Raw genomic sequence first — 22690 nt, 5'->3', positions numbered from 1 at the left:
ACTCATGCAGCTTCAGATGTTCGTGGACGGCGCCTGGATTCCGGCGCGCTCCGCCGCAACCACCGTCGCGATCAGCCCCGCGACCGGCGAGGAACTGGGCAAGGTCCCGGACGGCGACCGCGCGGACGCGGTCGCGGCGATCGCGGCGGCGCGGCGGGCCGCCGACGGCTGGGCGCGACTGTCCGCTTTCGACCGGGCGGCGATGCTGCACCGGGTCGCCGACGTGATCGAGACCCGCCGGGACGCCCTGGCCCGGACGCTCACCCTCGACCAGGGCAAGCCGCTGCGGGCGGAGGCCTACGACGAGGTGGACGAGCTGGTCACGTACTGGCGGATGGCCGCGGAGGACGGCAAGCGGCTGGGTGGCATGCTGCCGAACTCGTCGAGCGCCGGGAAGCGGGCGCTGCTGATCCGCCGCCCGCGTGGGGTCGTCGGCGTCATCACGCCGTGGAACTGGCCGTACACGATGCCCGCCGAGCTGATCGCGCCGGCGCTGGCCGGCGGCAACACGGTGGTCTGGACCCCGGCCCCGTCGACGGCGGTGTCCGCGATCGCCCTGGCCGAGTGCCTGGCGGAGGCCGACCTGCCGCCCGGCGTGGTCAACCTGGTGACCGGGCCCGGTCCGGTGGTGGGCGACGAGATCGCCCGTAACCCGGGCACGGACGCGGTCGCCTTCATCGGCTCGACGACCACCGGCCGGCTGGTGGCGGCCGCGGCGGCCGGCAAGGCGACGCTGCTGGAGATGGGCGGCAACGGCCCGATCGTGGTGCTGGCCGACGCCGACCTCGACCGGGCGGTCGAGGGCGCCCTGCTGGCCTGCTTCCTGTGCGCCGGGCAGAGCTGCACCGCCGGCGAGCGGCTGCTGGTGCACGCGGCGGTCCGCGAGGACTTCGCCGGCCGGCTCGCCCGGGCCGTGCGGGACCGGGTCCGGCTGGGCGACCCCCTCGACGCGGCCACCACCATGGGCCCGCTGAACAACGCCGCGGTCGCGGCCAAGATGGACGATCACGTCGCCGACGCGGTACGCCGCGGCGCGACCGTCCTGACCGGAGGCGCCCGCGCCACCGGCTTCGCCACCGACCTCTACTGGCCGGCCACCGTCCTGGACGGCGTGCCGGCGGACGCCGCGGCCGCCACCGAGGAGACGTTCGGGCCGATCGCGCCGATCGTGGAGATCGGCTCGATGGACGAGGCGATCCGGCTGACCAACGCCTCGCCCTACGGCCTGCTCGCCGCCGTCTACACCGCCGACCTGGCCGCCGGGCTCGCCTTCGCGGACGCGGTCCGCACCGGCTGGGTCAACATCAACGAGTCCACCAACTACTGGGAGAGCCACCTGCCGTTCGGCGGCCGGTCGGGCTCCGGCAGCGGGATCGGCCGGGTCGGCGGCGCACACCCGATGGAGGCCTTCACCGAGCTGCAGACTGTCATCATCGGCTGATCACTGTTCCCAGATGGCGGCGGCGGAGATCGGGTCGGCCTCCTCGAAGACCAGCAGCGTCCGGGTGTTCACCACGCCCGGCATGCCCTGGATCACGTTGAGCACCAGGCGGCCCAGGTCGGCGTTGTCCCGGGCGCGGACCAGCAGGATCGCGTCGAACTCGCCGCCGACCCAGGCGATGTGCACGACGCCGGGTAGCGCGCGCAGCTGTTCGCCGACCACCCGCCACTCCGCCTGGTGCAGGTTCACCGTGACGTAGGCCGAGGTGCCCAGGCCCGCCGCGACGGGATCGATGTCGGCGCGGAAGCCCCGGATCACGTTCGCGGCGCGCAGGCGCTCGACCCGGGCGTAGGCGTTGGCCCGGGAGATGTGCAGGCGCTCGGCCAGGGTGCGCATCGACATCCGCCCGTCGCGGGTGAGCTCCGCGAGGATCTGCCGGTCGATCTCGTCGAGAGGGCTGGCCACTTGTCTCGTCCTCCTGGCTCGCGAGCCGCTGTCGCTGGACATCTGGTCGGCGATCATGCCATCCCGGAATACATCTTCTCGGTTTTCTCCCACTTGTGGCGGCCGATTGGTCGGACAATCACCATGGCTCCATGACAGGTGACCTGCACCACCTCCTGCCGTCGGAGCCCGTCATGCTCATCGACGCGCACGGGCGACCGGCCGACGCCGCCGGGTACTCCCTACCGGCCGACGCGGACCTGCTCCGGGCCTTCGACGCCCTGGTCACCGCCCGGCGGTTCAACGACCAGGCGTACGCGCTGGTCCGGCAGGGCCGGCTGGCCGTCTATCCGTCGTCGCACGGGCAGGAGGCCTGTCAGGTCGCCGCCGCGCAGGTGCTCGCCGACGGTGACTGGCTCTTCCCGACCTACCGCGACACCGTGGCCGCGATGGGCCGCGGTGTCGACCCGGTCGAGGCGCTGACCCTGCTCAAGGGCGACTGGCACTGCGGCTACGACCCGAACGAGCACCGGGTCGCCCCGCACGCCACGCCCCTGGCGACCCAGCTGCCGCACGCCGTCGGCGTCGCGCACGCCGCGCGGCTGCGCGGCGAGCCGACCGTCGCCATGGCGATGTGCGGCGACGGCGGCACCAGCGAGGGTGACTTCCACGAGGCGCTCAACTTCGCCGCCGTCTTCCGCGCCCCGGTCGTGTTCTTCGTGCAGAACAATGAGTACGCCATCAGCGTCCCGCTCGCCCGCCAGTCCGCCGCGCCGTCCCTGGCGCACAAGGGCATCGGCTACGGCATGCCGGGGCGGCGCGTCGACGGCAACGACATGGCCGCGCTGCTCGCCGTCCTCGGCGACGCCGTTGCCCGGGCCCGGGCCGGCGAGGGCCCGCAGCTGGTCGAGGCGCACACCTACCGGATGCAGGCGCACACCAACGCCGACGACGCCACCCGCTACCGCCAGGACTCCGACGTCGCCGCCTGGGTCGAGCGCGACCCCATCACCCGCCTCGAGGCGCACCTGCGCGAGCGCGGCCTGCTCAGCGACGCGCGGCGCGAGGAGTTCGCGGCGCGGGCCGAGCGGGTCGCCGAGCACGTCCGCGACGGCCTCAACCGCGACGTCGAACCGGACCACCGGCAGCTGTTCGCCCACGTGTACGCGACACCCACCCCGCAGCTGGCGGAGCAGGCGGCGCTGGTCGCCGACGAGCTGGACCGCGAAGGAGCGCAGCGATGACCGCGCACGAGAAGCTGACGATGGCGCAGGCGCTCAACCGCGCGCTGCGCGACGCGATGGCCGAGGACCCGACGGTCGTGGTCTTCGGCGAGGACGTCGGCCCGCTCGGCGGCGTCTTCCGGATCACCGACGGCCTCACCGCCGAATTCGGCGAGGACCGCTGCTTCGACACGCCGCTCGCCGAGTCCGGCATCGTCGGCGTCGCCGTCGGCATGGCGATGAACGGCATGCGCCCGGTCGTGGAGATGCAGTTCGACGCGTTCGCCTACCCGGCGTTCGAGCAGATCGTCAGCCACGTCGCGAAGATGCGCAACCGCACCCGCGGGCGGGTCACGCTGCCCATGGTGATCCGGGTGCCGTACGCCGGCGGCATCGGCGGCGTCGAACACCACTGCGACTCCTCCGAGTCGTACTACGCGCACACGCCCGGCCTGCACGTTGTCGCGCCGGCGACGCCCGCCGACGCGTACGGGCTGCTGCGCGACGCCATCGCCTCGCCCGACCCCGTGGTCTTCCTCGAGCCCAAGAAGCTCTACTGGAGCAAGGAGGAGGTCGAGCTCGCGGAGAAGGTGCCCGGGATCGGCACGGCCGTCGTGCGCCGCGAGGGCACCGACGCCACGCTCATCGCGTACGGGCCGTCCGTCCCGGTCGCGCTCGAGGCCGCCGCGCTGGCCGCGCAGGAGGGCCGCAGCCTGCAGGTCGTCGACCTGCGCTCGATCGTGCCGTTCGACGACGAGACCGTCTGCGCCGCCGTCCGCTCCACCGGGCGCGCCGTGGTCGTCGCGGAGGCGTCCGGCTTCGCCAGCGTGTCGTCGGAGATCGTCGCGCGCGTCACCGAGCGGTGCTTCCACTCCCTCGCCGCGCCGATCCGGCGGGTCACCGGCTTCGACATCCCGTACCCGCCGCCGAAGCTGGAGCACTTCCAGCTGCCCGGCGTCGACCGCGTGCTGGACGCCGTCGACGACCTGCAGTGGGAGGACTCATGAGCGAGCAGATCTTCCTGCTGCCGGACCTCGGCGAGGGTCTCACCGAGGCGGAGGTGGTGCGCTGGCTCGTCGCCGAGGGCGACACCGTCGCCGTCGACCAGGCCGTTGTCGAGGTCGAGACCGCGAAGTCGCTCGTCGAGGTGCCGACGCCGTACGCCGGCCGGGTCGCGACCCGGCACGCCGGCGAGGGCGTCACGCTGGAGGTCGGCCGGCCCCTGCTCACGGTGACCGCACTCGTGCCCGCGGCCGAGACCTACCGCGAGGAGGAGCAGGCCGGCTCCGGCAACGTGCTGATCGGGTACGGCACCTCGGGCGCCGCGGCGACGACGCGGCGCCGCCGCCCCCGGGCGGGCTCCGCGCCGGCACGCCCGGCCCCCGCGCCTTCCAGCGCCCAGCCGGCACGCCCGGCCCCCGCGCCTTCCAGCGCCCAGCCGGCACGCCCGGCCCCCGCGCCTTCCAGCGCCCAGCCGGCACACCCGGCCCCCGCGCCTTCCAGCGCCCAGCCGGCACACCCGGCCCCCGCGCCTTCCGACGCCCAGCCGGCGTGCCCGGCGCCCGCGTCGAACCGCGCCCCGCTGGTGATCTCGCCGCTGGTGCGCCGGCTCGCCCGCGAGGGCGGGCTCGACCTGCGGACCATCGAGGCGACCGGGCCCGGCGGCCTGATCGTCCGGGCCGACGTCGAGCGGGCGCTGCGGAGTCCCGTCGCCGCGACCGCCGCCACCCCGGCGGCACCGGGTGAGCGGCGGGTGCCGCTCAGCGGCTTCCGCAGGGCGGTCTCGGCGGCGCTGACCCGCAGCCGCGCCGAGATCCCCGAGGCGACCGTCTGGGTCGACGTCGACGCCACCCGGCTCTGGCAGCTTCGCGAGAGCACCCCCGGCCCCGGCCTGCTGGCGTACATCGCCCGTTTCGTGGTCGCGGGACTGCGGCAGTACCCGATGCTCAACGCCCGGGTGGACACCGAGCGCCAGGAGATCGTCGAGTTCGAGCAGATCAACCTCGGCATCGCGGTGCAGGGCGACCGCGGCCTGGTCGTGCCCGCGGTCATCGGCGCCGAGGCGATGACGACCGCCGGCCTCGACCAGGAGATCCGGCGGGTCACCGCCGCCGCCCGCGAGGGCCGCGCCACGGCGCGGGAGCTGGCGGCGGGGACGTTCACGCTCAACAACTACGGCGGCTTCCGGGTCGACGGCAGCGCCGCGATCATCAACCACCCGCAGGTGGCGATCCTGGGCTTCGGCCGGATCATGGACCGCCCCTGGGTCGTCGACGGCGAGCTGTGCGTCCGGAAGATCACCCAGATGAGCTTCGTCTTCGACCACCGCGTCTGCGACGGCGGCGCGGCGGCCGGCTTCATGCGCAGCGTCGCGGACGCGATCGAGGACCCGGCGTCGGCCATCGCCCGCCTCTGACGACGTGCCGTACCGTGGGCGGTGAACAGAATCTCGTGAGCTGTTGGGGGTGACGTCGTCGATGAGCGTGGGGGTGGTTGACCACGTCTCCTGGTCGAGCACGAGGCGCCGGATTCGCTGACGCTGCGGCTCAACCGCCTCGATGACCAGCAATACGTCGAGGAAACCGTCGTGAAGGCCGGCGCGAGCCTGACTTCCGAGCGTCCGTTCCGGTTTGAGCTCGACACCCGGTCTCTCGTCCGTCGCTGACAGCCCTGACCGCCGAGTGCCTCGCCGAGGGCTGCTCGGCGTCCACGCTCGGGCTCAGCGCAGCGGGACCACATAGGAATCGACGCGGGCGATGAGCCCGTCGCGGAACGTGAACAGGTCGTTGAAGGCGAAGCGGAACGGGCCGTGGTCGACGCTGACGCCACGGCCCTCGCCGGTGGTGACGACGACGGGTCCGTCCTCGTGGACGCGCTGGACGTCGAGTCGGGGGCTGCCGGTGAAGGCCGGGTTCTCGATCTCACCGTCGAACTCGGCCTTGCCGCGGGTGGTCCGGTGGCCGTGGATGACCCATTCGACGTCGCCGGTGAGGGTGGCGAGGATCCGCGGGTGGTCACCGGTCCGGAATCCGTCGAAGTACTGTGCGACGAGGCGCCGCTGTTCCGTGTCCGTCATGGATTCTCCAGGTATGTGGCGAGGGCGTCGAGGATCGAGGCGAGCCCGTCGGCCGCCTGTCGCGTGCGCAACTCGGGCGGAAGCCGCCGCTGATGCACCGTGAGGTCCGTTCCGTCGCCGGTGGGCCTGATGGTGACGGTCGTGCGGAGCCCGGTGACGGGCTCGTCGAACACGAGCTCGTGCGGTGCCGTGATGCGCACGTAGAGAAAGCGGAGCCGTCGGGTCGCGCCGCTCGGCGCGCGGGTGTCGAGGGCGAACTCCCCGCCGACGCGCAGGTCGACGGTGACCGACTCGGGAGCGACGGTGGCGTGTGAACCGCCCCAGAACGCGGCTATGCCCGCCGCCGAGGTGAACGCGGTCCACACCCGTTCGGCGTCCGCCGGGAGGTGTCGTGCGGCGATGAGCTCGTCGCCGCGCAGGTCCGCCGTGGTCAACGCGCCGCCCCGTCGCCGGTGAGGTGCCGTTCGAGCGCGTCGAGCCGGTCGTCCCAGGTGCGGCGCTGGTCGTCGATCCACGTGCTCAGCAGCGCCAGCCGGTCGGCCTTCAGCCGGCAGGGCCGCCGGGTGCCTTCCCGTCGCTGCTCGACAAGGCCGCATCGGCGCAGGACGCCGACGTGGTGGGAGATCGCCTGCTGGGTCAGGTCGAAGGGTTCCGCGAGCTCTCCCACGGTGGCATCGCCGTGTGCGAGGCGGGACAGCAGCGCGCGGCGAACCGGGTCCCCGAGGGCGGCGAAGGCGAGGTCGAGGTCTGCGGCGGGCACCTCAGCACCCTATCGCAAGTCAACGTTTGCACAAGCGGATGTTTGTGAAGAGGCGGATCAGTGTGCGATGACCGGTGCGGCGTCCGGGTCGACGGTGAGTGGGCCGGTGCGGAAGAGCAGGGCGGAGACGACGGCGCAGGCGGCGTAGAGGCCGGCCGCCCACCAGAAGACGGTGTGGAAGCCGCTCATCGAGGCGAGTGCCGCCGTCTGCCGGCCGGGGGTGTGGCTGCTCAGGTAGTCGGCGGCCGCGGTGGCGGCGAACGAGCTGAGCAGCGCGGTGCCGATGGAGCCGCCGATCTGGGACGCGGTATTGATCATCGCCGAGGCCACGCCGGAGTCCTGGTGGCGGATGCCGGAGGTGGCCGTGTTCTGGGTGGGCGAGAAGATCAGGCCCATGCCCAGGCCCATGAGGATCAGGCCGGGCAGCACGCCGGTGACGTAGCTGGAGTTCAGGTCGAGGCGGGTCAGGTAGAGCATGGCGGCGGACGCGGCGAGCGCGCCGACCGGCACCAGCGGGCGCGGGCCGATGCGCGGGGTGAACCGCGAGCCGATGGTGGTGGCGGTGAGCATGACGCCGCCGAGCATGGGCAGGAAGGCGAGGCCGGTCTGCACCGGGCTGAAGCCGAGGGCGTTCGTCAGGTAGTAGGTGAGGAACAGCATCACGCCGAACATGGCCGCGCCGGCGATGGCGATGGCCGCGTACGAGCCGCCGCGGTTGCGGTCGAGCACGACCCGCAGGGGCAGCAGCGGGTTGGCGACGCGGCGTTCGATCGCGACGAACGCGATGAGCACGACGACGCCCCCGCAGACGAAGCCGTACGTCTTCGGGTCGCTCCAGCCGGCGGTCTCGGCGTTGCCGAGGCCGTAGACCAGGGCGACCAGGCCGCCGACCGCGGTGACGACGCCGGGCAGGTCGAGGCGGCCGCGTGCGCGGGCGGCGGCCGGCTCGTCGTGCAGCTTGAACATCGCGCCGAGCACCGCCGCCGCGGCGATGATCAGGTTGACGTAGAGGCACCAGCGCCAGGAGGCGTACTCGGTGAGCACGCCGCCGAGCAGCAGGCCGACGGCGCCGCCGGCGCCGGAGATGGCGCCGAAGATGCCGAACGCCTTGCCGCGTTCGGCCGGGTTCGTGAACGTCGTCGACAGCAGGGACAGGGCCGCCGGCGCGAGCGCGGCGCCGAACGCGCCCTGGAGGACGCGGGCGGCGATCAGCATCTCGATGCCCTGCGCGGCGCCGCCGAGCGCCGAGGCGACGGCGAAGCCGACGAGGCCGATGAGGAACATCTTCTTGCGGCCGAGCGAGTCCGACAGGCGTCCGCCCAGCAGCAGCAGGCTGCCGAAGGCCAGCGCGTAGCCGGTGACGACCCACTGCCGGCCGGAGTCGGAGAAGGCGAGCTCGTGCTGGGCGGTGGGCAGCGCGATGTTCACGATCGTGGCGTCGAGGACCACCATCAGCTGCGCCATGGCGAGCACCACGAGTGCCCACCAGCGACCCGCGTGCCGGTCCGGCGCGACGGGCGCGGCCGCAGGCTCGGCGGCGGGCATGGGTGGGTCGGTCCTGGTGGCCGCGCTTGGCTCGGGCCGTTCGGCCTTGATGATTACGCTGGGGATGCCGGGCTTGTGTCGTTCGGTCTTTACGCCCGGCTTGGGTCGCTTGGCCTTGGTACGGGGCTTGGCCTGTTTGGCCTTGGTGCCGTTCTTGGGGCGTTTGGCCTTGGCGCCGGACCTGGAACGGCCGGTGGTCGTCGTCATCGGGGTCCTTCGCGGCGGCAGGGGAAGTTGAGGTGCTCGCTCCGTATCGGGCCGAGGTCAACAAAGCTGAGAACTCTTCTCCATTTGTTACCCTGAGTCACATGGCCACCACCGAGGGGCGCGCTGCGGGGGGTTCGCCCCGGCCGCTGCGCCGCGACGCGGAGCTCAACCGCCGGCGCATCATCGAGGCGGCCCGGGAGGTGTTCGCGACGCGGGGCCTCACCGCGACGCTCGACGACGTGGCGCACCACGCCGGCGTCGGCATCGGCACGGTGTACAGGCGCTTCCCGACCAAGGAGGCCCTGGTCGAGGTGGCGCTCGAGGACCGGCTCGAGGAGCTGGCCGGCCTCGCCGAGGCGGCCCTGCTGGCGCCGACCGCGTGGGAGGGCCTGACCAGGCTCATCTGCCGCATCACCGACATGCACGCCGCCGACCGCGGGCTGCGGGACGCCGCGCTCGGCAGCCGGCGCCGGGCCCGCGTCGGCGAGCGCATGGCGCCGCCGGTGCAGCGGCTCGTCGAGCGCGCGCAGGCCGAGGGCACGCTGCGCGGCGACTTCGACGTGCACGACATTCCGCTGCTCATGATGATGGTCAGCGAGATCGCGCACCACAGCGAGCAGTTCCGGCCGGACACCTATGTCCGCTACCGGCAACTGCTGCTCGACGGCCTTCGAGCCGCGCCCTCGACCGGGGACCTCGGCGCGCCGCTGACCCTGGAGGACGTGGACGCCATCGTCGGCCGGTGGCTGCCGGCCCCCGAGCCGCGGCAGGCCGGCCCGGGCCGCTGAGGCCCGGCGCTCAGAACACCGCGGCGATCCCGTCGGCCCGCGGGTCGCTGCCCGCGTCGGGCACGCCGTCGCGCAGCCGGGCCAGCTGGACGTGCCCGGCCCGGTCGTGCGGCGCCGCGGTGGTGGTGACCGCCAGCCCGAGCGAGGCGGCCTCGGCGGCGAGGCCGTCGGCGCCCGGTACGCCGGGCTCCAGCACCAGGCGGGGCCGGTCGCCGCCGTCGATGATCCAGCGCGGCCGGCGCACGAGCTCGGCGGGGTCGGCCGCGGTCAGCGCGTCCGCGGCGACCTGGGCCAGGATCCACGGCTGGGACAGGCCGCCCTGGCAGCCCAGCGCCACCACGGTGTCCCCGGCGACGGCCACCGTGGGGCACAGGGTGTGCGGTGGCCGGGACCCGGGCGCGAGGCGGCCCGGGTGCGCCGGGTCGAGGCTGAACATCGAGCCGCGGCTGTGCAGCACGATGCCGGTGTCCGGCTCGAGCAGGCCGGCGCCGAAGCTGTCGAACACGCTCTGTATCAGGGACACCGCGGTGCCGTCCGCGCCGACGGCGGTGACCGCCACCGTGTCGCCGGTCGGGCGCCGGCCGGGCGCGACCGGGTGCGCCGGCCGGGCGTCGCGCAGCAGCAGCCCGGGCAGGTCAACCGGGCCGGTGCGCGGGTCGCCGAGCAGCGCGTCGCGGGCCGACCGGGCGCGCCACGCGGCGGCGAGCCTCCGATCGGATCCGAGTACGGCCAGGAACGTCGCACCCTGGCTGGGCGGGGGAGCCGCGGCCCACTCGGCGCCGTGCGCGTACGCGGTCAACGGGTCGGTGGTCTCGGCGCGGTGCGCGGCGAGGTCCGCGGCCGTCAGCGGGCTGCCGAGCCGCCGCAGCCCGGCCGCGAGGCGAAGCCCCAGCGGCCCGGTGTAGAGGTCGTTCCAGTCGCCGGCCAGCTCCCGCAGCGACCCGGCCAGCGCCGGCTGCGTCAGCAGGGTGCCCTCCCGCGCGTCGCCGAACACGGCCGACAGGCCCGGATCGGCGTCGATCACGGCGCGGCCGCCCCGGATCGCCCGGGCCAGCCCGGCGCTGACCGGCGCGCCGTCGCGGGCGAGCGCGATGGCCGGGCGCAGCCGCTCGGCCCAGCCGAGGCGGGCACCGAGCGCGGCCACCGCGGCCCAGCCCGCCACCACGCCGGGCACGGTCACGGTCGACGGGCCTCTCTCCGGCATCGCGGTGGCGCCGCCCGCGCGCAGGGCGTCCACGTCGATCGCGGCGGCCGCGGCGCCGAGCGACAGCACCGCGCGGGCGCCGCCGCCGGCGGGCCGGACCACGGCGGTGAGGTCGCCGCCGATCGAGCACTGGTGCGGGTAGACGACGGTCAGGGCGGCGGCCGCGGCCAGCGCCGCGTCGAGCGCGTTGCCGCCCGCGGCGACGGCCGCCCGGCCGGCCTCGACGGCCGCCGGATGGGGCGCGGCCAGCGCGACGTCACCGCTCATCGGTAAACCGTACCCGGGCAGGAGCTGAACGGTCATCTATGCGCCACCGCGCCGGGCTGGGAAGATGACCATCATCGGTCGAAGGGGGACGGATGACACTCGAACGCCGGGCGCTGGTCGTGCGTGGAGGCTGGGACGGCCACGAGCCGGTCGGCGCCACCGACCTGTTCATTCCCTACCTGCGCGGGCGGGGCTTCGCCGTGCAGGTGGCGGACTCACCCGCGCCGTACGCGGACCCCGAGCTGATGAGCGGCATCGACCTGGTGGTGCAGTGCGTGACCATGTCGACGATCGCGCCGCCGGAGATCGCCGGCCTGGTGGCCGCGGTCGAGTCCGGCACCGGCCTGGCCGGCTGGCACGGCGGGATCGTCGACTCCTACCGCGCCAGCGCGGACTACCTGCAACTCGTCGGCGGGCAGTTCGTCGCGCACGCCGCACGCTGCGCGCCCGGGGAGAGGACGGACGAGCAGTCCGACAACTACGTCGCACACAGGATCACTATGACGCCGGCGGCCGCGGAGCATCCGATCACCGAGGGGATCGCCGACTTCGATCTCGAGACCGAGCAGTACTGGGTCCTGACCGACGACTACGTCGACGTCCTGGCCACCACGACCACCGCCGTGCGGCCGTGGGCGGCCTGGACTCGGCCGGTCACCGCGCCGGCCGTCTGGACCCGCAGGTGGGGCCGGGGCCGCGTCTTCGTCGCGACCCCCGGCCACAAGGTCGAGGTGCTGCGCGACCCGAACGTGCGGACGATCGTCGAGAGGGGCCTGCTGTGGGCGGCACGTTGAGGGTCGGCATCGTGGGCGCCGGCAAGATCAGCGGTCAGTACGGCGCGACGCTCTCCCGGCTGCCGGGCCTGGCGGTGACCGCGGTCGCCGACCTGGACCCGGAGCGCGCACGCGCGCTGGCCGATCAGCATCCCGGCGCCCGGGTGGCCACCCTGCCGGAGCTGCTCGCGGCCGACGACGTCGACGTCGTCCTGAACCTGACGACGCCGGCCGGGCACGCGGCCGTCGCGCTCGCGGCGATCGCCGCCGGCAAGCACGTGTACGGGGAGAAGCCCCTCGCGGCGGAGAGCGCCGACGGCCTGGCGATCGCCGAGGCCGCGGCCGCCGCCGGGGTGCGCGCCGCGTGCGCGCCCGACACCGTGCTGGGCACCGGGGTGCAGACGGCGCGGGCGGCCCTGGAGTCCGGCGCGATCGGCACGGCGCTCGCCGCGACGGCCTTCATGACCGTGCCGGGCCACGAGCGGTGGCACCCGGACCCGGAGTTCTACTACCAGCGGGGCGGCGGGCCGCTGCTGGACATGGGCCCCTACTACCTGACCACGCTGGTGCACCTGCTCGGGCCCGTGCGCCGCGTCGCGGGCATGTCGTCGCGGCCGCGCAACGAGCGGACCATCGCCGACGGCCCGCGCGCCGGCACGTCGTTCCCGGTCGACGTCGACAGCCACGTGACCGGCCTGCTGGAGCACGAGGGCGGCGCGCTCACCACGATGATCATGAGTTTCGACATCTGGGCCACCCGCCTGCCGTACATCGAGGTGTACGGGTCGTCGGGTTCGCTGTCCGTGCCGGATCCCAACCGGTTCGCCGGAGACGTACGGCTGCACCCCGCCGCGGCGGAGCACTGGACCACGCTGGAGCCCAGCGCGGGCTATGCCGGCGCGGGCCGCGGCGTGGGGCTGCTCGACCTGAGCCAGGCCCTGTCCGAGGACCGTCCGCACCGCACCGGCGTCGACGTCGCGCTGCACGTCCTGGACGTCATGGAGTCGATGCAGGCGAGCGCGTACAGCGGCAGCTCGGTCACGGTGACCACGACCTGCCGGCGGCCGGAACGCGTCGACGGCGTCATCGAGCTGACCTGAGGTCCCGGTTCATCGGCGTCATGGCGGCCAGGAGGGCATCGACGTCGGTGGTGGCGAAGCCGACCCGCGCGTCGCCGGCGCCGTACGGCAGCCAGAGCCGGCCGGCGTGGATCAGCCCGCCGCAGGAGTAGATGACGTTGGGCACGTAGCCCTCGCGTTCGTTGCCGCCGGGCGCCAGCAGCGGGTAGGGGAGCTCGGCGACGACCCGCTCGGGGTGGCGCAGGTCGAGCAGGATCGCGCCGATCGCGTACCGGCGCATCGCGCCGACGCCGTGGGTGAGCACCAGCCAGCCCGCATCGGTCTCGATGGGCGAGCCGCAGTTGCCGGTCTGGGTCAGCTCCCAGCCGCGGCGGGGGCCGTGCAGCGGCACGGGTTCCCGCCAGCGGGCGTCGGGCCCGAGGACGGTCAGGCCGATGGTCTCGCCGTCGGTGCGGCACAGGGCGAGCCGGCGGCCGGCGACCGGCCGGGGGAACAGCGCGACGCCCTTGTTGCGCGCGCCGGGGCCGCGCATGGGCTCGATCTCGAAGCGCCGCAGATCCGTGGTGCACAGCGCCCGGGTGGCGATGGCCCGGCCGTCGTACGCGGTGTAGGTGGCCTGGTAGACCGGCACGCCGTCGTCGCCGACGTACCGCACGAAGCGGGCGTCCTCCATGCCGTGGCTCTCGATCGCGTTGGCCGGCCAGAGCACCCGCTGATGCAGCAGGGTGTCGGCGGGGAACTCCGTCGCGTAGCTGCCCGCGTTCATGCGGCGCAGCTGTTCGAGGGTCTCCAGGGCGTTCTCGCGGCTGAGCAGGTCGCTCGGCAGGTCGCTGATGACCTCCTCGAAGGTGGCGTCGTCGAAGTGCTCTGGCAGCGCGCCGAGCAGCGTCGCCGACACCTCGTTGTCGCAGCCCTCGTCGGCCATGCCCGCCGCGAGCAGGTCGCGCCGGTGGCGTGCCTCGGCCCGGTCACCGGCGACCAGTGGCCCGGTCCGCTCGGTGACCGCCAGCTCGGCACCCGGTCCGAGGACGGCCGTGACGAAGCCGATGCTGGACAGATGTCCCTCGCCGATCTGGCGGACGCTGACGGCGGCGCGCAACTGCCCGGCGCCGAGGCCGGACTGGTCGGGGTGCGCGACGAGCGACGGGTTGCACAGGGCGGCGGCCTCGACGGCGTACTCGTGGGTGAAGAACGCGCCGACCAGCAGCCGGTGGTGCGGCGACAGCTCGTCGACGCGGTCCGCGCGGTGCCGGACGAGGTCGAAGTGGTGCCGGAAGGTGTCCTCCAGGTCGCGATGGCGCCCCGCGAACTCCGCGACGGTCTCGTCGAGCAGTTGTTCGACCTCGTCGCCGGGCAGCTCGGCGATGCGGTCGATGAGCGCGTGCGCCCGGGTGCGTACCACGGCGGAGTCCTCGCCGGGCACGAACAGCTTGACGATCACGCGCCCCGGATCGGGGGTCAGCATCAGGTCCTGCCGCTCCGCGAGCGGGACAGCCGGACGCTGGGAAACGGGACTGGACACCATGCCGGGCCTTCCGATGGTCGATCGCGGTACATGGCACCGGCCCGGTGTTGCTGCGGCAGGCGTGTCCACCGTACCCAGCGGCCCCGCCGTCCGCCGGGGCTTTCAGGCCTCCGCGCGCGGAGACATCCGCGCCGCGGCGCGGCACCGGGCGCCGAGGTCGCTCAGCCGTGCGCTGTCGCGCGCGGACTCCTCCAGCGCCGCCCGCGCGACCGCGGCGGCCTCGCGGGCCGCGGCCCGGGAGGCCTCCCGCGCCGCCTCGTACGCGCCGTGCGCCTGGTCGGCCCGCGCGACGAGCCGGAGGTCGCCGGGGGCGGCGCGGCGCGCCTCGCTCAGCGCCGACCAGCGGTCACAGGCCCGGCGCTCGGCGTCGTGCGCGGCGCGCTGGCGGGCGATGGCGGCCTCGGTCGACGCCGCCCGCGCGGCGTCGAAGACCTCGATCGCGGCACTCAGCGCCCGGTGGCCGGCGCGCAGTGCCTCCACTCCGGTGGGCTCGGTCATGATCGTTCGCCTCCGTAGCCGTCTGTGACGGGCTACCGGAATCCTACCGGCGGGACACCGTCGAGGGCCCCGGCGCATGCGCCGGGGCCCGGGGTTGATCGGGTCTGAAACACCATTTACCGACAGTCGCGTCGGGTTGTATCCGCACCGGCCGTGTGTGACGGTTTCGGATGCGGAGATCGCTCAAGCGTGACCGGAGACCACCTCCTAGGACGGAGCCGACGGCGGGCGATCCAGGAACGGTGTACGGACCTCCCTTTCCTCGGTTAATCCGGACGTTCCCCTTGCGCCGGTGACGGAGCCCTCCACCGCTTTCCTGGCCCCATCACGTGCGGCGGGTCTGCGGAGCCGGGCGGCACCCTCCGGGGGCGTGGGTCCCTCTTCGACTCCTGGTGGTGCCCGTCGTGACAACACGGCCGGGCACCGCGTCCGCGTCGCGATGTTCCCTGTTCGATACGAAAAACGCTAACTTCCCCGGATAAGGAAATCCAGGAACCGCCACATAGATTCTCCGGCCGCGGCGGCTCATTCCCGCGTACGGGTGACAGGCCGAATTCGATAGGGTCTGCGGCAATGCGAACCAAGCGGCAGCTCGGCGAGGACATCCGGAGCGCGCGGCGTGCGGTGCTCGTCGTGAACGCGCACGCCCGCCGCGGCCGCAAGCTGTACGGGACGGCCCGGGCCGGGCTCCTCGCGGCCGGCTTCACGCTGCTGGGCGACCACCCGGTCGACCGGCCCGCCGAGCTGGAGCGGACCCTGGAGGCCGCGGCCGGCTCCGGCGCGGATCTGGTCGTCGTCGGCGGGGGAGACGGCACGATCAGCGCGGCCGCGCGCGTGCTCGCGCACCGCGACATCGCGATGGGGCTGCTGCCGCTGGGCACCACCAACAACTTCGCCCGCACCGTCGGCGTCCCGCTCGACCTCGGCGCCGCCGTCGCCACGCTGGCGAGCGGCGAGGTGGTCGACGTCGACCTGGGGGTCGCCGGCGACCTGTTCTTCACCAACCACGTCGGCGTCGGCCTGTCCGCCGAGGTGATGCGCAAGGCGCCGCCGCCGCTGAAGCGGATCGCCGGCCGGCTCGCGTACCCGATCACCGCGCTGGCGCTGCTGGCCCGGCACCGCCCGCTGCGCGCCGTCGTGCGGGCCGCCGGGCGCGAGCACGAGTTCCTGACCCATCAGCTCTACGTCGCCAACGGCGGCTTCCACGCCGGCCGGCCGATCACGGCGGACGCGCACGCGGACGACCGGCTGCTCGTCGCGTACCCGGTCGGGGGCCCGGCCCGGCGGGCGCTGCTGCTGGAGACGGCCCGCAACGCGTCGAGCGGCGAGCGCCGCACCCTGGGCGACGAGCCGTTCCTCGCGGTCGGCGAGCTGTGGCTGGAGACCGACCGGCCGGCCCGGGTCGAGGTCGACGGCGAGCCGCGCGGCCGCACCCCGTTGCGGATCGGGCTGGCCGCCAACGCGCTGCGGGTGATGGCGCCGGCGGGCACACTGGATCATTGAGTGCGCCCCGGCGTGGACGTAACGCAAGATATCGACTATTGTCCCTGCAACGCCGTTGCGAGTTCTTCCCCCGTGGAATTCGCAGCGGCGTCCTACTTTTCCGGCCGTCCCATAACTGGTAACACGGTTGACAAAAGGCCGAAACGGATAGACCGTCATCTATAGCTCCCGCGCCGGGGGCGGTGGACGGAGGTGTCCGATGCGTACGGGCCGGATCATCGTCTCCCTGCTGCTCGCGGCGGCGGCCGCGGTCGTCGGGCCCGCGGTGCGGGCGCCCGCGGCGGCGCTCGACAACGGGCTCGCGCGGACGCCGCCGATGGGCTTCAACAACTGGAACTCGACGCAGTGCCGTGCCGAGTTCAACGAGGCGATGATCAAGGGAATCGCCGACATCTTCGTCGACCGGGGCCTGAAGGCGGCCGGCTATCAGTACGTCAACCTCGACGACTGCTGGGCGCAGCGGCAGCGGGACGCACAGGGCAACCTCGTGCCGGACTTCAACCGCTTCCCCAACGGCATCAAGGCCCTCGCCGACTACGTGCACGGCAAGGGGCTCAAGTTCGGCATCTACACCAGCGCCGGCACCACGACGTGCTCCTCCGTCGGATTCCCCGGCGGGCTCGACCACGAGGAGCAGGACGCGCGGCTGTTCGCCTCGTGGGGCGTCGACTACCTCAAGTACGACAACTGCAACAACCAGGGCCGCGACGCGGTGCAGCGATACACCCGGATGCGGGACGCGCTCGCCGCCACCGGGCGGCCCATCGTGTTCGCCATCTGCGAGTGGGGCGAGAACCGGCCGTGGCGCTGGGCCGGCGGCGTCGGCAACCTGTGGCGCACCACCGGCGACATCGAGGACAACTGGGGCTCGGTGCTGAACATCATCCGGCAGAACAGCGTGCTGGCCGCGTACCCGCGGCCGGGCGCCTGGAACGACCCCGACATGCTCGAGGTCGGCAACGGCGGGATGACCGATACCGAGTACCGCACGCACTTCTCGCTCTGGTCGATGATGTCGGCGCCGCTGCTGATCGGCGCCGACCTGCGCGGCGCCACGCCGGCGACGCTGAGCATCCTGACCAACAGCGCCGTCATCGCCGTCGACCAGGACCCGCTGGGCCGGCAGGCGTACGTGGTGCGCAACGGCGGCGGCCAGTGGGTGTTCAGCAAGGTGCTGGCCGGCGGGGACCGCGCGGTGGCGCTCTTCAACGAGAACGGCACCGCGGCGACCATCACCACCAGCGCCGCGCAGGTCGGCATGAACGCCGCCGGCACGTACGCCCTGCGGGACCTCTGGAGCGGCGCCGCGACCACCACGACGGGCGCGATCGGCGCCACCGTCCCACCGCACGGCACGGTCGTCTACCGGGTCTCGGGCGGCGCGGCGTACGCCGGTAACACGCTCGTCGGCCAGGGCTCCGGCCGGTGCCTCGACGTGCACGACAACGTCGTGGTCAACGACGCGGCCGTGGAGATCTTCGACTGCAACGGCGGCGCCAACCAGCGCTGGAACCTCACCGCGGCGGGCGAGCTGCGGGTCTACGACGGCACCCGCTGCCTGGACGTCTCGGGCGGCGGCACGACGGCGGGCAGCCGGGTGATCGAGTGGGAGTGCCACGGCGGCGCCAACCAGCAGTTCCGGATGAACGCCGACGGCACCGTCGCCGCCGTGCAGTCTGGACTGTGCCTGGACGTCTCGGGCGCGTCGACCGAGCCCGGCGCGGCGGTCATCGTCTGGACCTGCCACCACGCCGCCAACCAGGTCTGGTCCAGGGGCTGACGCGGGGCGTCCATCAGGGTTATCTCGGGGTATGGCCCGATACCCCGGTCCGGGTCGGACGACGATGCTGAACGGGTGATCGCAGACCTGATGGACGCCGCGGCGTCGCTCGTCGACCGGCTTGCCACGCTGGACGAGTGGTCGGTCCTGCTTGTCACGTTCCTGACCGCCGCCGTCGAGATGACGTTCCTGCTCGGACTGCTGGTGCCCGGCGAGTCGGTGGTCATGCTGGCCGGCTCGCTGCCGGCCGGCCCGGTCGGCTTCGCCGGCGCGGTGGCGGCGGGCACGGCCGGCGCGCTGCTCGGCCAGGTTCTGGGGTACGCCGTCGGCCGCGTCTTCGGCGCCCGGCTGCGCACCACCGCGCTGGGCCGCCGGATCGGCGCCGAGCGCTTCGACCGGGCCGAGGCGTACCTGAGCGAGCACGGCGCACCGGCGCTGGTGGCCGTCCGGTTCGTCGCGGTGATCCACGCCGTGGTGCCGATCGTCGCGGGGATCGCCCGGATGCCGTTCGGGCGCTTCCTGGGCTGGTCGGCGCTGGGCACGGTGCTCTGGGTCGGCGCGTTCTGCGGCGCCGGCGCGGCGACCGCCGGCGCGGACCCGACCGGCGGCGCCGCCGTGCTGCTCACCGCGCTCGGCGCGACCTGCCTCGGCGTGGTGCCGCTGTCCGTGCGCCTGGTCCGCCACCGCCTCGGCCGGATGTCGGCGGCGCCCGGCTGGGCCCGGTAATCTCATCGATCCGTGGCGACGGCGGCACGGACCGAGGAGGCAGCGGTGCGGTCACCCGATTCCCCCGTCGAGCTCGGCCTCGGCGAACTCGTCGAGGCGGCCCGGGCGCTGGCCGCCGACGGGCGGCGGCGGATCCTCGGCATCGCCGGCGCGCCCGGCGCCGGCAAGTCGACGCTGGCCCGGCAGGTCGCCGACGCGCTCGGCGACCGGGCCGCGCTGGTCGGCCTCGACGGCTTCCATCTGTCCAACGCCGAACTGCACCGCCTCGGCCGGCACGCCCGCAAGGGCGCGGCCGACACCTTCGACGCCGCGGGATACCGCAGCCTGCTGCGCCGGCTGCGGCCCCAGCACGACGAGATCGTGTACGCGGCCGAGTTCGATCGCGGCCTCGAGGAGTCCATCGCCTGCGCGGTGCCGGTGCACCGCACCGTCCCGTTGATCATCACCGAGGGCAACTACCTGCTCGTCGACGACGACCGGTGGGGCGGCATCGCCGAACTGCTCGATCAGTCCTGGTACGTCGAGCCCGGCGAGGACCTGCGGCTGGCGCGGCTGATCGAGCGCCACGTCCGGTTCGGCCGCAGCCCCGAGGAGGCGGCCGAGCGCTCGCACGGCTCCGACCAGCGCAACGCGGAACTGATCGAGGGCACCCGGCACCGGGCCGGCCTGGTCGTGCGCGTCACCGGGCCCGCCGCGTAGCGGCCGGCTCCCGCCATGTCGCACACAAGCCATCAGTCAGGAGCAACAACCACTCGGGATAGTTAACCTATTCGAGGTGATTCGTCGCCTTTCGGGTGGTTGATTATGGCGCGCCCGGTGTGATGCTGGTGTCGTTGATGGATGGACACCCCGGCGGTGTCAAGACCCGGCCACGATCTGGCCGGGTCCACCGCGGAGTGGCCAGGCCGTCGACGAGAGCAGCCCCGTCCCCGGCCCCGCCCGCCCGGTTCGTGAACCCGCGCACCCCAGGTCCACAAGGGATCGGCGTGCCCGGATGAGGCCCATCATCGTGCACCGCCAGTACCTGCGGAGGACGCATGCACGCTGCCCTGACGATCGCGCTCGTGCTGGCCGGCTCGCCGGTACCGGCTCCCGCATCGGCCCTGTACCTGCCGACGTTCGCCGTCGGCGCCACCACCTCCGAGAACGATGTCATCGACGACGCCAACACCTGCGCCGGCTTCCTCGAGGAGCGTGCCAACCTCGGCGAGCAGCTGGGCATCCGCCGGGTGTTCGCCGCGCGGGGCCTGCCCCCGCCGCCGGACGCGATCGACTGCCAGCGTGAGTACGGCGCGAGGCTCTGGTACTCGTTCAAGACCACCTGCACGCCCACCGCCGTGGCCGCGGGATTCTGCGACGGGGAGATCCTGTCCGTCGCCGCGGCGATGCCGGAGGACGGCATCCTGACGTACTTCCACGAGCCGGAGGACGACATGACCGGCGTGCGGTTCGTACGGGCCTTCAAACGGGTGTATCACCTGGCCAAGACGATAAATCCGGCCATCGACGTGGTGCCGGTGTACATGGGCTACCAGTGGCGGCCGGAGTCGGCGCTGGTCACCAGGAACGGCACCGGCGGCGACCGCGAGGTCCGGGACTGGGTCGTGCCGGCCGCCTTCGCCGACGGGTACGGGCTCGGCCTCTACTGGCAGGCGAGCGCCCGGGGCGCCGAGCCCGACGACCCGGTCAGCATCGGCCTGGACCCGCGGATGCGGCGGTGGTTCGCGGCGTTCGGCGCGCTCGGCCGGCCGCTGGCGCTCGCCGAGTGGGGAATCGACGACGACCTGGGCGTCCGGGCGTCGCGGGGACCCGCCATCCGCGCCTCCTTCGACTGGCTGAGGTCGCACGGCTTCCAGATCGTCTGCTACTGGCAGCACGGCAACTGGTACCTCGGCACGTCGGTCATGCCGCCGGGCGGGTACCCGGATCCGGACGGCGTCGCCGCGTACCGGGAGATGGTCGCGGCGGCGACGCCGTGAGCGCCGAGTGCTCGGGCGTGCGCGCTCAGCCGCCGGGGGAGCCGGGCCGGGGCACCCGGCACCGGACCGGCGGGAGGGAGAACCAGAAGCGGCTGCCGCCGCCCGGGTTCGCGGCGACGCCGACCTCGCCACCGTGGCGCTCGACGACGCGGTGCACGATCGCCAGGCCCAGGCCGGTGCCCTGATATCGCTCGCTGCCGCGGGCCCGGGTGAACGCCTCGAAGATGGTGTCGACCTGGTCCCGGGGCACGCCGATGCCGCGGTCGGCCACCTCGATGTGCCATCCGCCGCCGTCCACCGGGCGGCCGGTGATCTCGATCCTCGGGTCCTCGCCGGCCGGCGCGTACTTGAGGGCGTTGCCGATCAGGTTGTCGAGGACCTGCCGCAGCATTGTGGCGTCGGCCTCGACGCTCGGCAGCGGCCATACGACGATCTTGGGCTGGAGGACGCCCTGGCCGTTCACCCGCTCGCGGACCACCTCGGCCACCACCCGGTTGAGGTCGACCTCGGTGGTGACCAGGTCCTGGTTCTCGGCCATCGCGTAGTTCAGCAGGTCGTCGATGAGCGACCGCATGTCCTGCGCGCCGGCGTAGAGGCGCTCGAGGTAGTCGCGGTGCTCCGGGTCGAGCCGGGGCCCGGCCTCGTCCCGGAGCAGGTCGCAGTACCCGGCGATCCGGGCGAGCGGGCTGCGCAGGTCGTGTGCGACGACGCCGGCGAAGCCGACCAGCTCCGTCTCGCGCTGGCGCAGTTGCAGCTCGACCGCCTCGCGGCGCTCGATGTCGTCGCGCAGCGCGGCGGTCGCGGCGTCCACCCTGCGCAGCGCGCGGTTGCGCGACGTGATGACCGTGCCGGTGAGGGTCGCGAGCAGCAGGGTGATCACCCCGCCGACCCCCCAGGCGACGAGGTCGAGGTGCAGGTCGGCGTCGGGCAGCAGCCGCTCGGTGGCCTCGACGGCGACCACCCATTTACCCTGCGGCACCGCGATCGCGACGGTGCGGGCCGCCCGGTCCCGGTCGATCGGGGCCGCCGGCCGCCACCAGCCGAACGGCTTCAGGACCCCGGCGGTCTGGTCGATCAGGGTGACGGCGACCGTGTTCCCCGCGGTCCGGCCGATCGCCTCGCTCAGGAAGCTCCCGCCGCGTACGCCCATCATCATCCACCCGCGGAACCGCCCGGTGTCCGGCGCGCCGGGCGAGGTGGCGAACACCGGCGCGACAAGCACGAACGACAGCTGCTGCCGGGCCGCGGGCAGGTTCGCGTCGCGCAGCAGCCGGTAGGCGGAGCTGATCGCGACCTGACCGGTGTCCCGCGCCTTGCGCAGGGCCGCCGTGGCCTGGGGCGACGCCGCCATGTCCTGGCCCACCGCGTCGCCGACGCCGTCGATGGGGTGTGCCATGACCACGAACAGGTGCTCGGCGGCGCCCGGCGTGGGCCGCAGCCGCAGGCCGGGATTCCCGGACTCGCGCCAGAAGCGCTGCACCGCGGTGATCGGCGCGTCGCCGGCCGGCACGACGAACGCGACGCCGGTCGCACCGGGCAGCCGCTGCCGGTTGGTGGTGGCGGTGATCGCGTTGAACTCGGCCGCCTCGAGCCGGCTCTGCGCGCCGACGGCGCCGGCGATGTCCTGCAGGGAGGTGCTGTAGCGGCGCATCTCGGCCGACAACGTCCGCTCGACGGCGACGGTCTGCTGGTCCAGCGCCCGGTCGAGGCGGTCCTCCTCGGTGCGGCGCAGGGCGAGGGCGGCCAGGGCCGTGCCGACCAGCCCCAGAGCGATGATCGGAACGAGAATCCGCAGCGCCCGTCGGCGGAGTCGTCGAGGCTCGCCACCGGGTGAGAAGTCCACCGCCGGAGCCGGTCTCACCCGTTGAGGCT

21 protein-coding genes are annotated in these 22690 nt (G+C 73.8%); 12 read left to right on the top strand and 9 right to left on the bottom strand.

Translation table 11 applies throughout. The features are described 5' to 3' along the window. Positions 1–4 precede the first annotated feature (4 nt). On the top strand, positions 5–1441 hold the full coding sequence (locus BJ971_RS21900; protein WP_184995102.1) for an aldehyde dehydrogenase family protein: 1437 nt from the start codon (positions 5–7) through the stop codon (positions 1439–1441). On the opposite strand, the gene BJ971_RS21895 is transcribed toward BJ971_RS21900, so the two are convergent. After that, complete coding sequence (locus tag BJ971_RS21895) at positions 1442–1960, bottom strand: Lrp/AsnC family transcriptional regulator (protein ID WP_377885491.1); 519 nt, start codon at positions 1958–1960, stop codon at positions 1442–1444. A gap of 77 nt (positions 1961–2037) precedes the next feature. Here BJ971_RS21895 and pdhA point away from each other — a divergent pair, with 77 nt between their 5' ends. From pdhA to BJ971_RS21880, 3 genes are read left to right on the top strand one after another with little or no spacing between them, the layout of a single operon-like run. Then, the gene (pdhA, locus tag BJ971_RS21890) at positions 2038–3129 is read left to right on the top strand and encodes a pyruvate dehydrogenase (acetyl-transferring) E1 component subunit alpha (RefSeq protein ID WP_184995100.1); all 1092 of its coding nucleotides are present in this window, start codon (positions 2038–2040) and stop codon (positions 3127–3129) included. Next, entirely contained in the window at positions 3126–4115 is a 990-nt protein-coding gene (locus BJ971_RS21885) for an alpha-ketoacid dehydrogenase subunit beta (protein ID WP_184995099.1), read from the top strand. Before pdhA ends, BJ971_RS21885 begins: the two co-directional genes overlap by 4 nt. After that, complete coding sequence (locus tag BJ971_RS21880; protein ID WP_184995098.1) at positions 4112–5524, top strand: dihydrolipoamide acetyltransferase family protein; 1413 nt, start codon at positions 4112–4114, stop codon at positions 5522–5524. The genes BJ971_RS21885 and BJ971_RS21880 overlap by 4 nt, the downstream gene beginning before the upstream one ends. 303 nt (positions 5525–5827) lie before the next feature. Here the strand turns inward: BJ971_RS21880 and BJ971_RS21875 are convergent, their stop codons facing one another. Genes BJ971_RS21875 through BJ971_RS21860 form a run of 4 tightly spaced genes read right to left on the bottom strand, consistent with a single transcriptional unit; the run spans position 5828 to position 8489 of the window. Next, positions 5828–6184, bottom strand: a complete 357-nt coding sequence (locus BJ971_RS21875) for a nuclear transport factor 2 family protein (RefSeq protein WP_184995097.1) — start codon at positions 6182–6184, stop codon at positions 5828–5830. Beyond that, positions 6181–6618, bottom strand: a complete 438-nt coding sequence (locus BJ971_RS21870; RefSeq protein ID WP_184995096.1) for an SRPBCC family protein — start codon at positions 6616–6618, stop codon at positions 6181–6183. The genes BJ971_RS21875 and BJ971_RS21870 overlap by 4 nt, the downstream gene beginning before the upstream one ends. Beyond that, on the bottom strand, positions 6615–6944 hold the full coding sequence (locus BJ971_RS21865) for an ArsR/SmtB family transcription factor (RefSeq protein WP_184995095.1): 330 nt from the start codon (positions 6942–6944) through the stop codon (positions 6615–6617). The genes BJ971_RS21870 and BJ971_RS21865 overlap by 4 nt, the downstream gene beginning before the upstream one ends. Positions 6945–7001: 57 nt before the next feature. Beyond that, positions 7002–8489, bottom strand: a complete 1488-nt coding sequence (locus BJ971_RS21860) for an MFS transporter (RefSeq protein WP_184999025.1) — start codon at positions 8487–8489, stop codon at positions 7002–7004. A gap of 308 nt (positions 8490–8797) precedes the next feature. Between BJ971_RS21860 and BJ971_RS21855 the strand changes: the two genes are divergently transcribed. Continuing rightward, positions 8798–9484, top strand: a complete 687-nt coding sequence (locus BJ971_RS21855; protein ID WP_184995094.1) for a TetR/AcrR family transcriptional regulator — start codon at positions 8798–8800, stop codon at positions 9482–9484. A 10-nt stretch (positions 9485–9494) separates the two neighbouring features. Here BJ971_RS21855 and BJ971_RS21850 read toward each other — a convergent pair whose 3' ends face one another. Beyond that, positions 9495–10955, bottom strand: coding sequence for a gamma-glutamyltransferase (locus tag BJ971_RS21850; RefSeq protein WP_184995093.1), 1461 nt, complete (start codon positions 10953–10955; stop codon positions 9495–9497). Between the two features lie 92 nt (positions 10956–11047). Between BJ971_RS21850 and BJ971_RS21845 the strand changes: the two genes are divergently transcribed. Further along, complete coding sequence (locus BJ971_RS21845) at positions 11048–11749, top strand: ThuA domain-containing protein (protein WP_184995092.1); 702 nt, start codon at positions 11048–11050, stop codon at positions 11747–11749. After that, entirely contained in the window at positions 11734–12828 is a 1095-nt protein-coding gene (locus tag BJ971_RS21840) for a Gfo/Idh/MocA family protein (RefSeq protein WP_184995091.1), read from the top strand. Before BJ971_RS21845 ends, BJ971_RS21840 begins: the two co-directional genes overlap by 16 nt. Here BJ971_RS21840 and BJ971_RS21835 read toward each other — a convergent pair. Both BJ971_RS21835 and BJ971_RS21830 read right to left on the bottom strand, forming a co-directional pair. After that, the gene (locus BJ971_RS21835; protein ID WP_184995090.1) at positions 12812–14332 is read right to left on the bottom strand and encodes a glycoside hydrolase family 130 protein; all 1521 of its coding nucleotides are present in this window, start codon (positions 14330–14332) and stop codon (positions 12812–12814) included. The two genes, BJ971_RS21840 and BJ971_RS21835, sit on opposite strands and share 17 nt — an antisense overlap. 102 nt (positions 14333–14434) lie before the next feature. After that, on the bottom strand, positions 14435–14830 hold the full coding sequence (locus tag BJ971_RS21830; RefSeq protein WP_184995089.1) for a hypothetical protein: 396 nt from the start codon (positions 14828–14830) through the stop codon (positions 14435–14437). Between the two features lie 573 nt (positions 14831–15403). On the opposite strand from BJ971_RS21830, the gene BJ971_RS21825 reads away from it, so the two are divergent. The 5 genes from BJ971_RS21825 (at position 15404) to BJ971_RS21805 (ending at position 20818) form a co-directional block, all read left to right on the top strand. Beyond that, entirely contained in the window at positions 15404–16333 is a 930-nt protein-coding gene (locus tag BJ971_RS21825) for a diacylglycerol/lipid kinase family protein (RefSeq protein WP_184995088.1), read from the top strand. 199 nt (positions 16334–16532) lie between these two features. Next, a complete protein-coding gene (locus tag BJ971_RS21820; protein ID WP_184995087.1) occupies positions 16533–18113 on the top strand; it encodes a glycoside hydrolase family 27 protein in 1581 nt (526 codons plus the stop codon). 75 nt (positions 18114–18188) lie between these two features. Next, positions 18189–18839: a DedA family protein gene (locus BJ971_RS21815; RefSeq protein ID WP_184995086.1), complete on the top strand. Its 651-nt coding sequence runs from the start codon at positions 18189–18191 to the stop codon at positions 18837–18839. A gap of 45 nt (positions 18840–18884) precedes the next feature. Continuing rightward, entirely contained in the window at positions 18885–19538 is a 654-nt protein-coding gene (locus BJ971_RS21810) for a nucleoside/nucleotide kinase family protein (protein WP_184995085.1), read from the top strand. 338 nt (positions 19539–19876) lie between these two features. Further along, entirely contained in the window at positions 19877–20818 is a 942-nt protein-coding gene (locus BJ971_RS21805; RefSeq protein WP_184995084.1) for a hypothetical protein, read from the top strand. A 25-nt stretch (positions 20819–20843) separates the two neighbouring features. Here BJ971_RS21805 and BJ971_RS21800 read toward each other — a convergent pair whose 3' ends face one another. Then, entirely contained in the window at positions 20844–22679 is a 1836-nt protein-coding gene (locus tag BJ971_RS21800; protein ID WP_184995083.1) for an ATP-binding protein, read from the bottom strand. Positions 22680–22690: the final 11 nt, after the last annotated feature.

Source organism: Amorphoplanes digitatis (genome assembly GCF_014205335.1).
Taxonomy (GTDB): Bacteria; Actinomycetota; Actinomycetes; order Mycobacteriales; family Micromonosporaceae; genus Actinoplanes; species Actinoplanes digitatus.
This window is presented reverse-complemented; position numbering and strand designations above follow the sequence as displayed.

Bases quoted from the DNA above. Each gene is read 5' to 3' on its own strand.
- BJ971_RS21900 (WP_184995102.1), top strand. From the start codon at position 5: ATGCAGCTTCAGATGTTCGTGGACGGCGCCTGGATTCCGGCGCGCTCC.
- pdhA (WP_184995100.1), top strand. From the start codon at position 2,038: ATGACAGGTGACCTGCACCACCTCCTGCCGTCGGAGCCCGTCATGCTC.
- BJ971_RS21885 (WP_184995099.1), top strand. From the start codon at position 3,126: ATGACCGCGCACGAGAAGCTGACGATGGCGCAGGCGCTCAACCGCGCG.
- BJ971_RS21880 (WP_184995098.1), top strand. From the start codon at position 4,112: ATGAGCGAGCAGATCTTCCTGCTGCCGGACCTCGGCGAGGGTCTCACC.
- BJ971_RS21875 (WP_184995097.1), bottom strand. From the start codon at position 6,184: ATGACGGACACGGAACAGCGGCGCCTCGTCGCACAGTACTTCGACGGA.
- BJ971_RS21860 (WP_184999025.1), bottom strand. From the start codon at position 8,489: ATGCCCGCCGCCGAGCCTGCGGCCGCGCCCGTCGCGCCGGACCGGCAC.
- BJ971_RS21855 (WP_184995094.1), top strand. From the start codon at position 8,798: ATGGCCACCACCGAGGGGCGCGCTGCGGGGGGTTCGCCCCGGCCGCTG.
- BJ971_RS21850 (WP_184995093.1), bottom strand. From the start codon at position 10,955: ATGAGCGGTGACGTCGCGCTGGCCGCGCCCCATCCGGCGGCCGTCGAG.
- BJ971_RS21845 (WP_184995092.1), top strand. From the start codon at position 11,048: ATGACACTCGAACGCCGGGCGCTGGTCGTGCGTGGAGGCTGGGACGGC.
- BJ971_RS21835 (WP_184995090.1), bottom strand. From the start codon at position 14,332: ATGGTGTCCAGTCCCGTTTCCCAGCGTCCGGCTGTCCCGCTCGCGGAG.
- BJ971_RS21830 (WP_184995089.1), bottom strand. From the start codon at position 14,830: ATGACCGAGCCCACCGGAGTGGAGGCACTGCGCGCCGGCCACCGGGCG.
- BJ971_RS21825 (WP_184995088.1), top strand. From the start codon at position 15,404: ATGCGAACCAAGCGGCAGCTCGGCGAGGACATCCGGAGCGCGCGGCGT.
- BJ971_RS21820 (WP_184995087.1), top strand. From the start codon at position 16,533: ATGCGTACGGGCCGGATCATCGTCTCCCTGCTGCTCGCGGCGGCGGCC.
- BJ971_RS21805 (WP_184995084.1), top strand. From the start codon at position 19,877: ATGCACGCTGCCCTGACGATCGCGCTCGTGCTGGCCGGCTCGCCGGTA.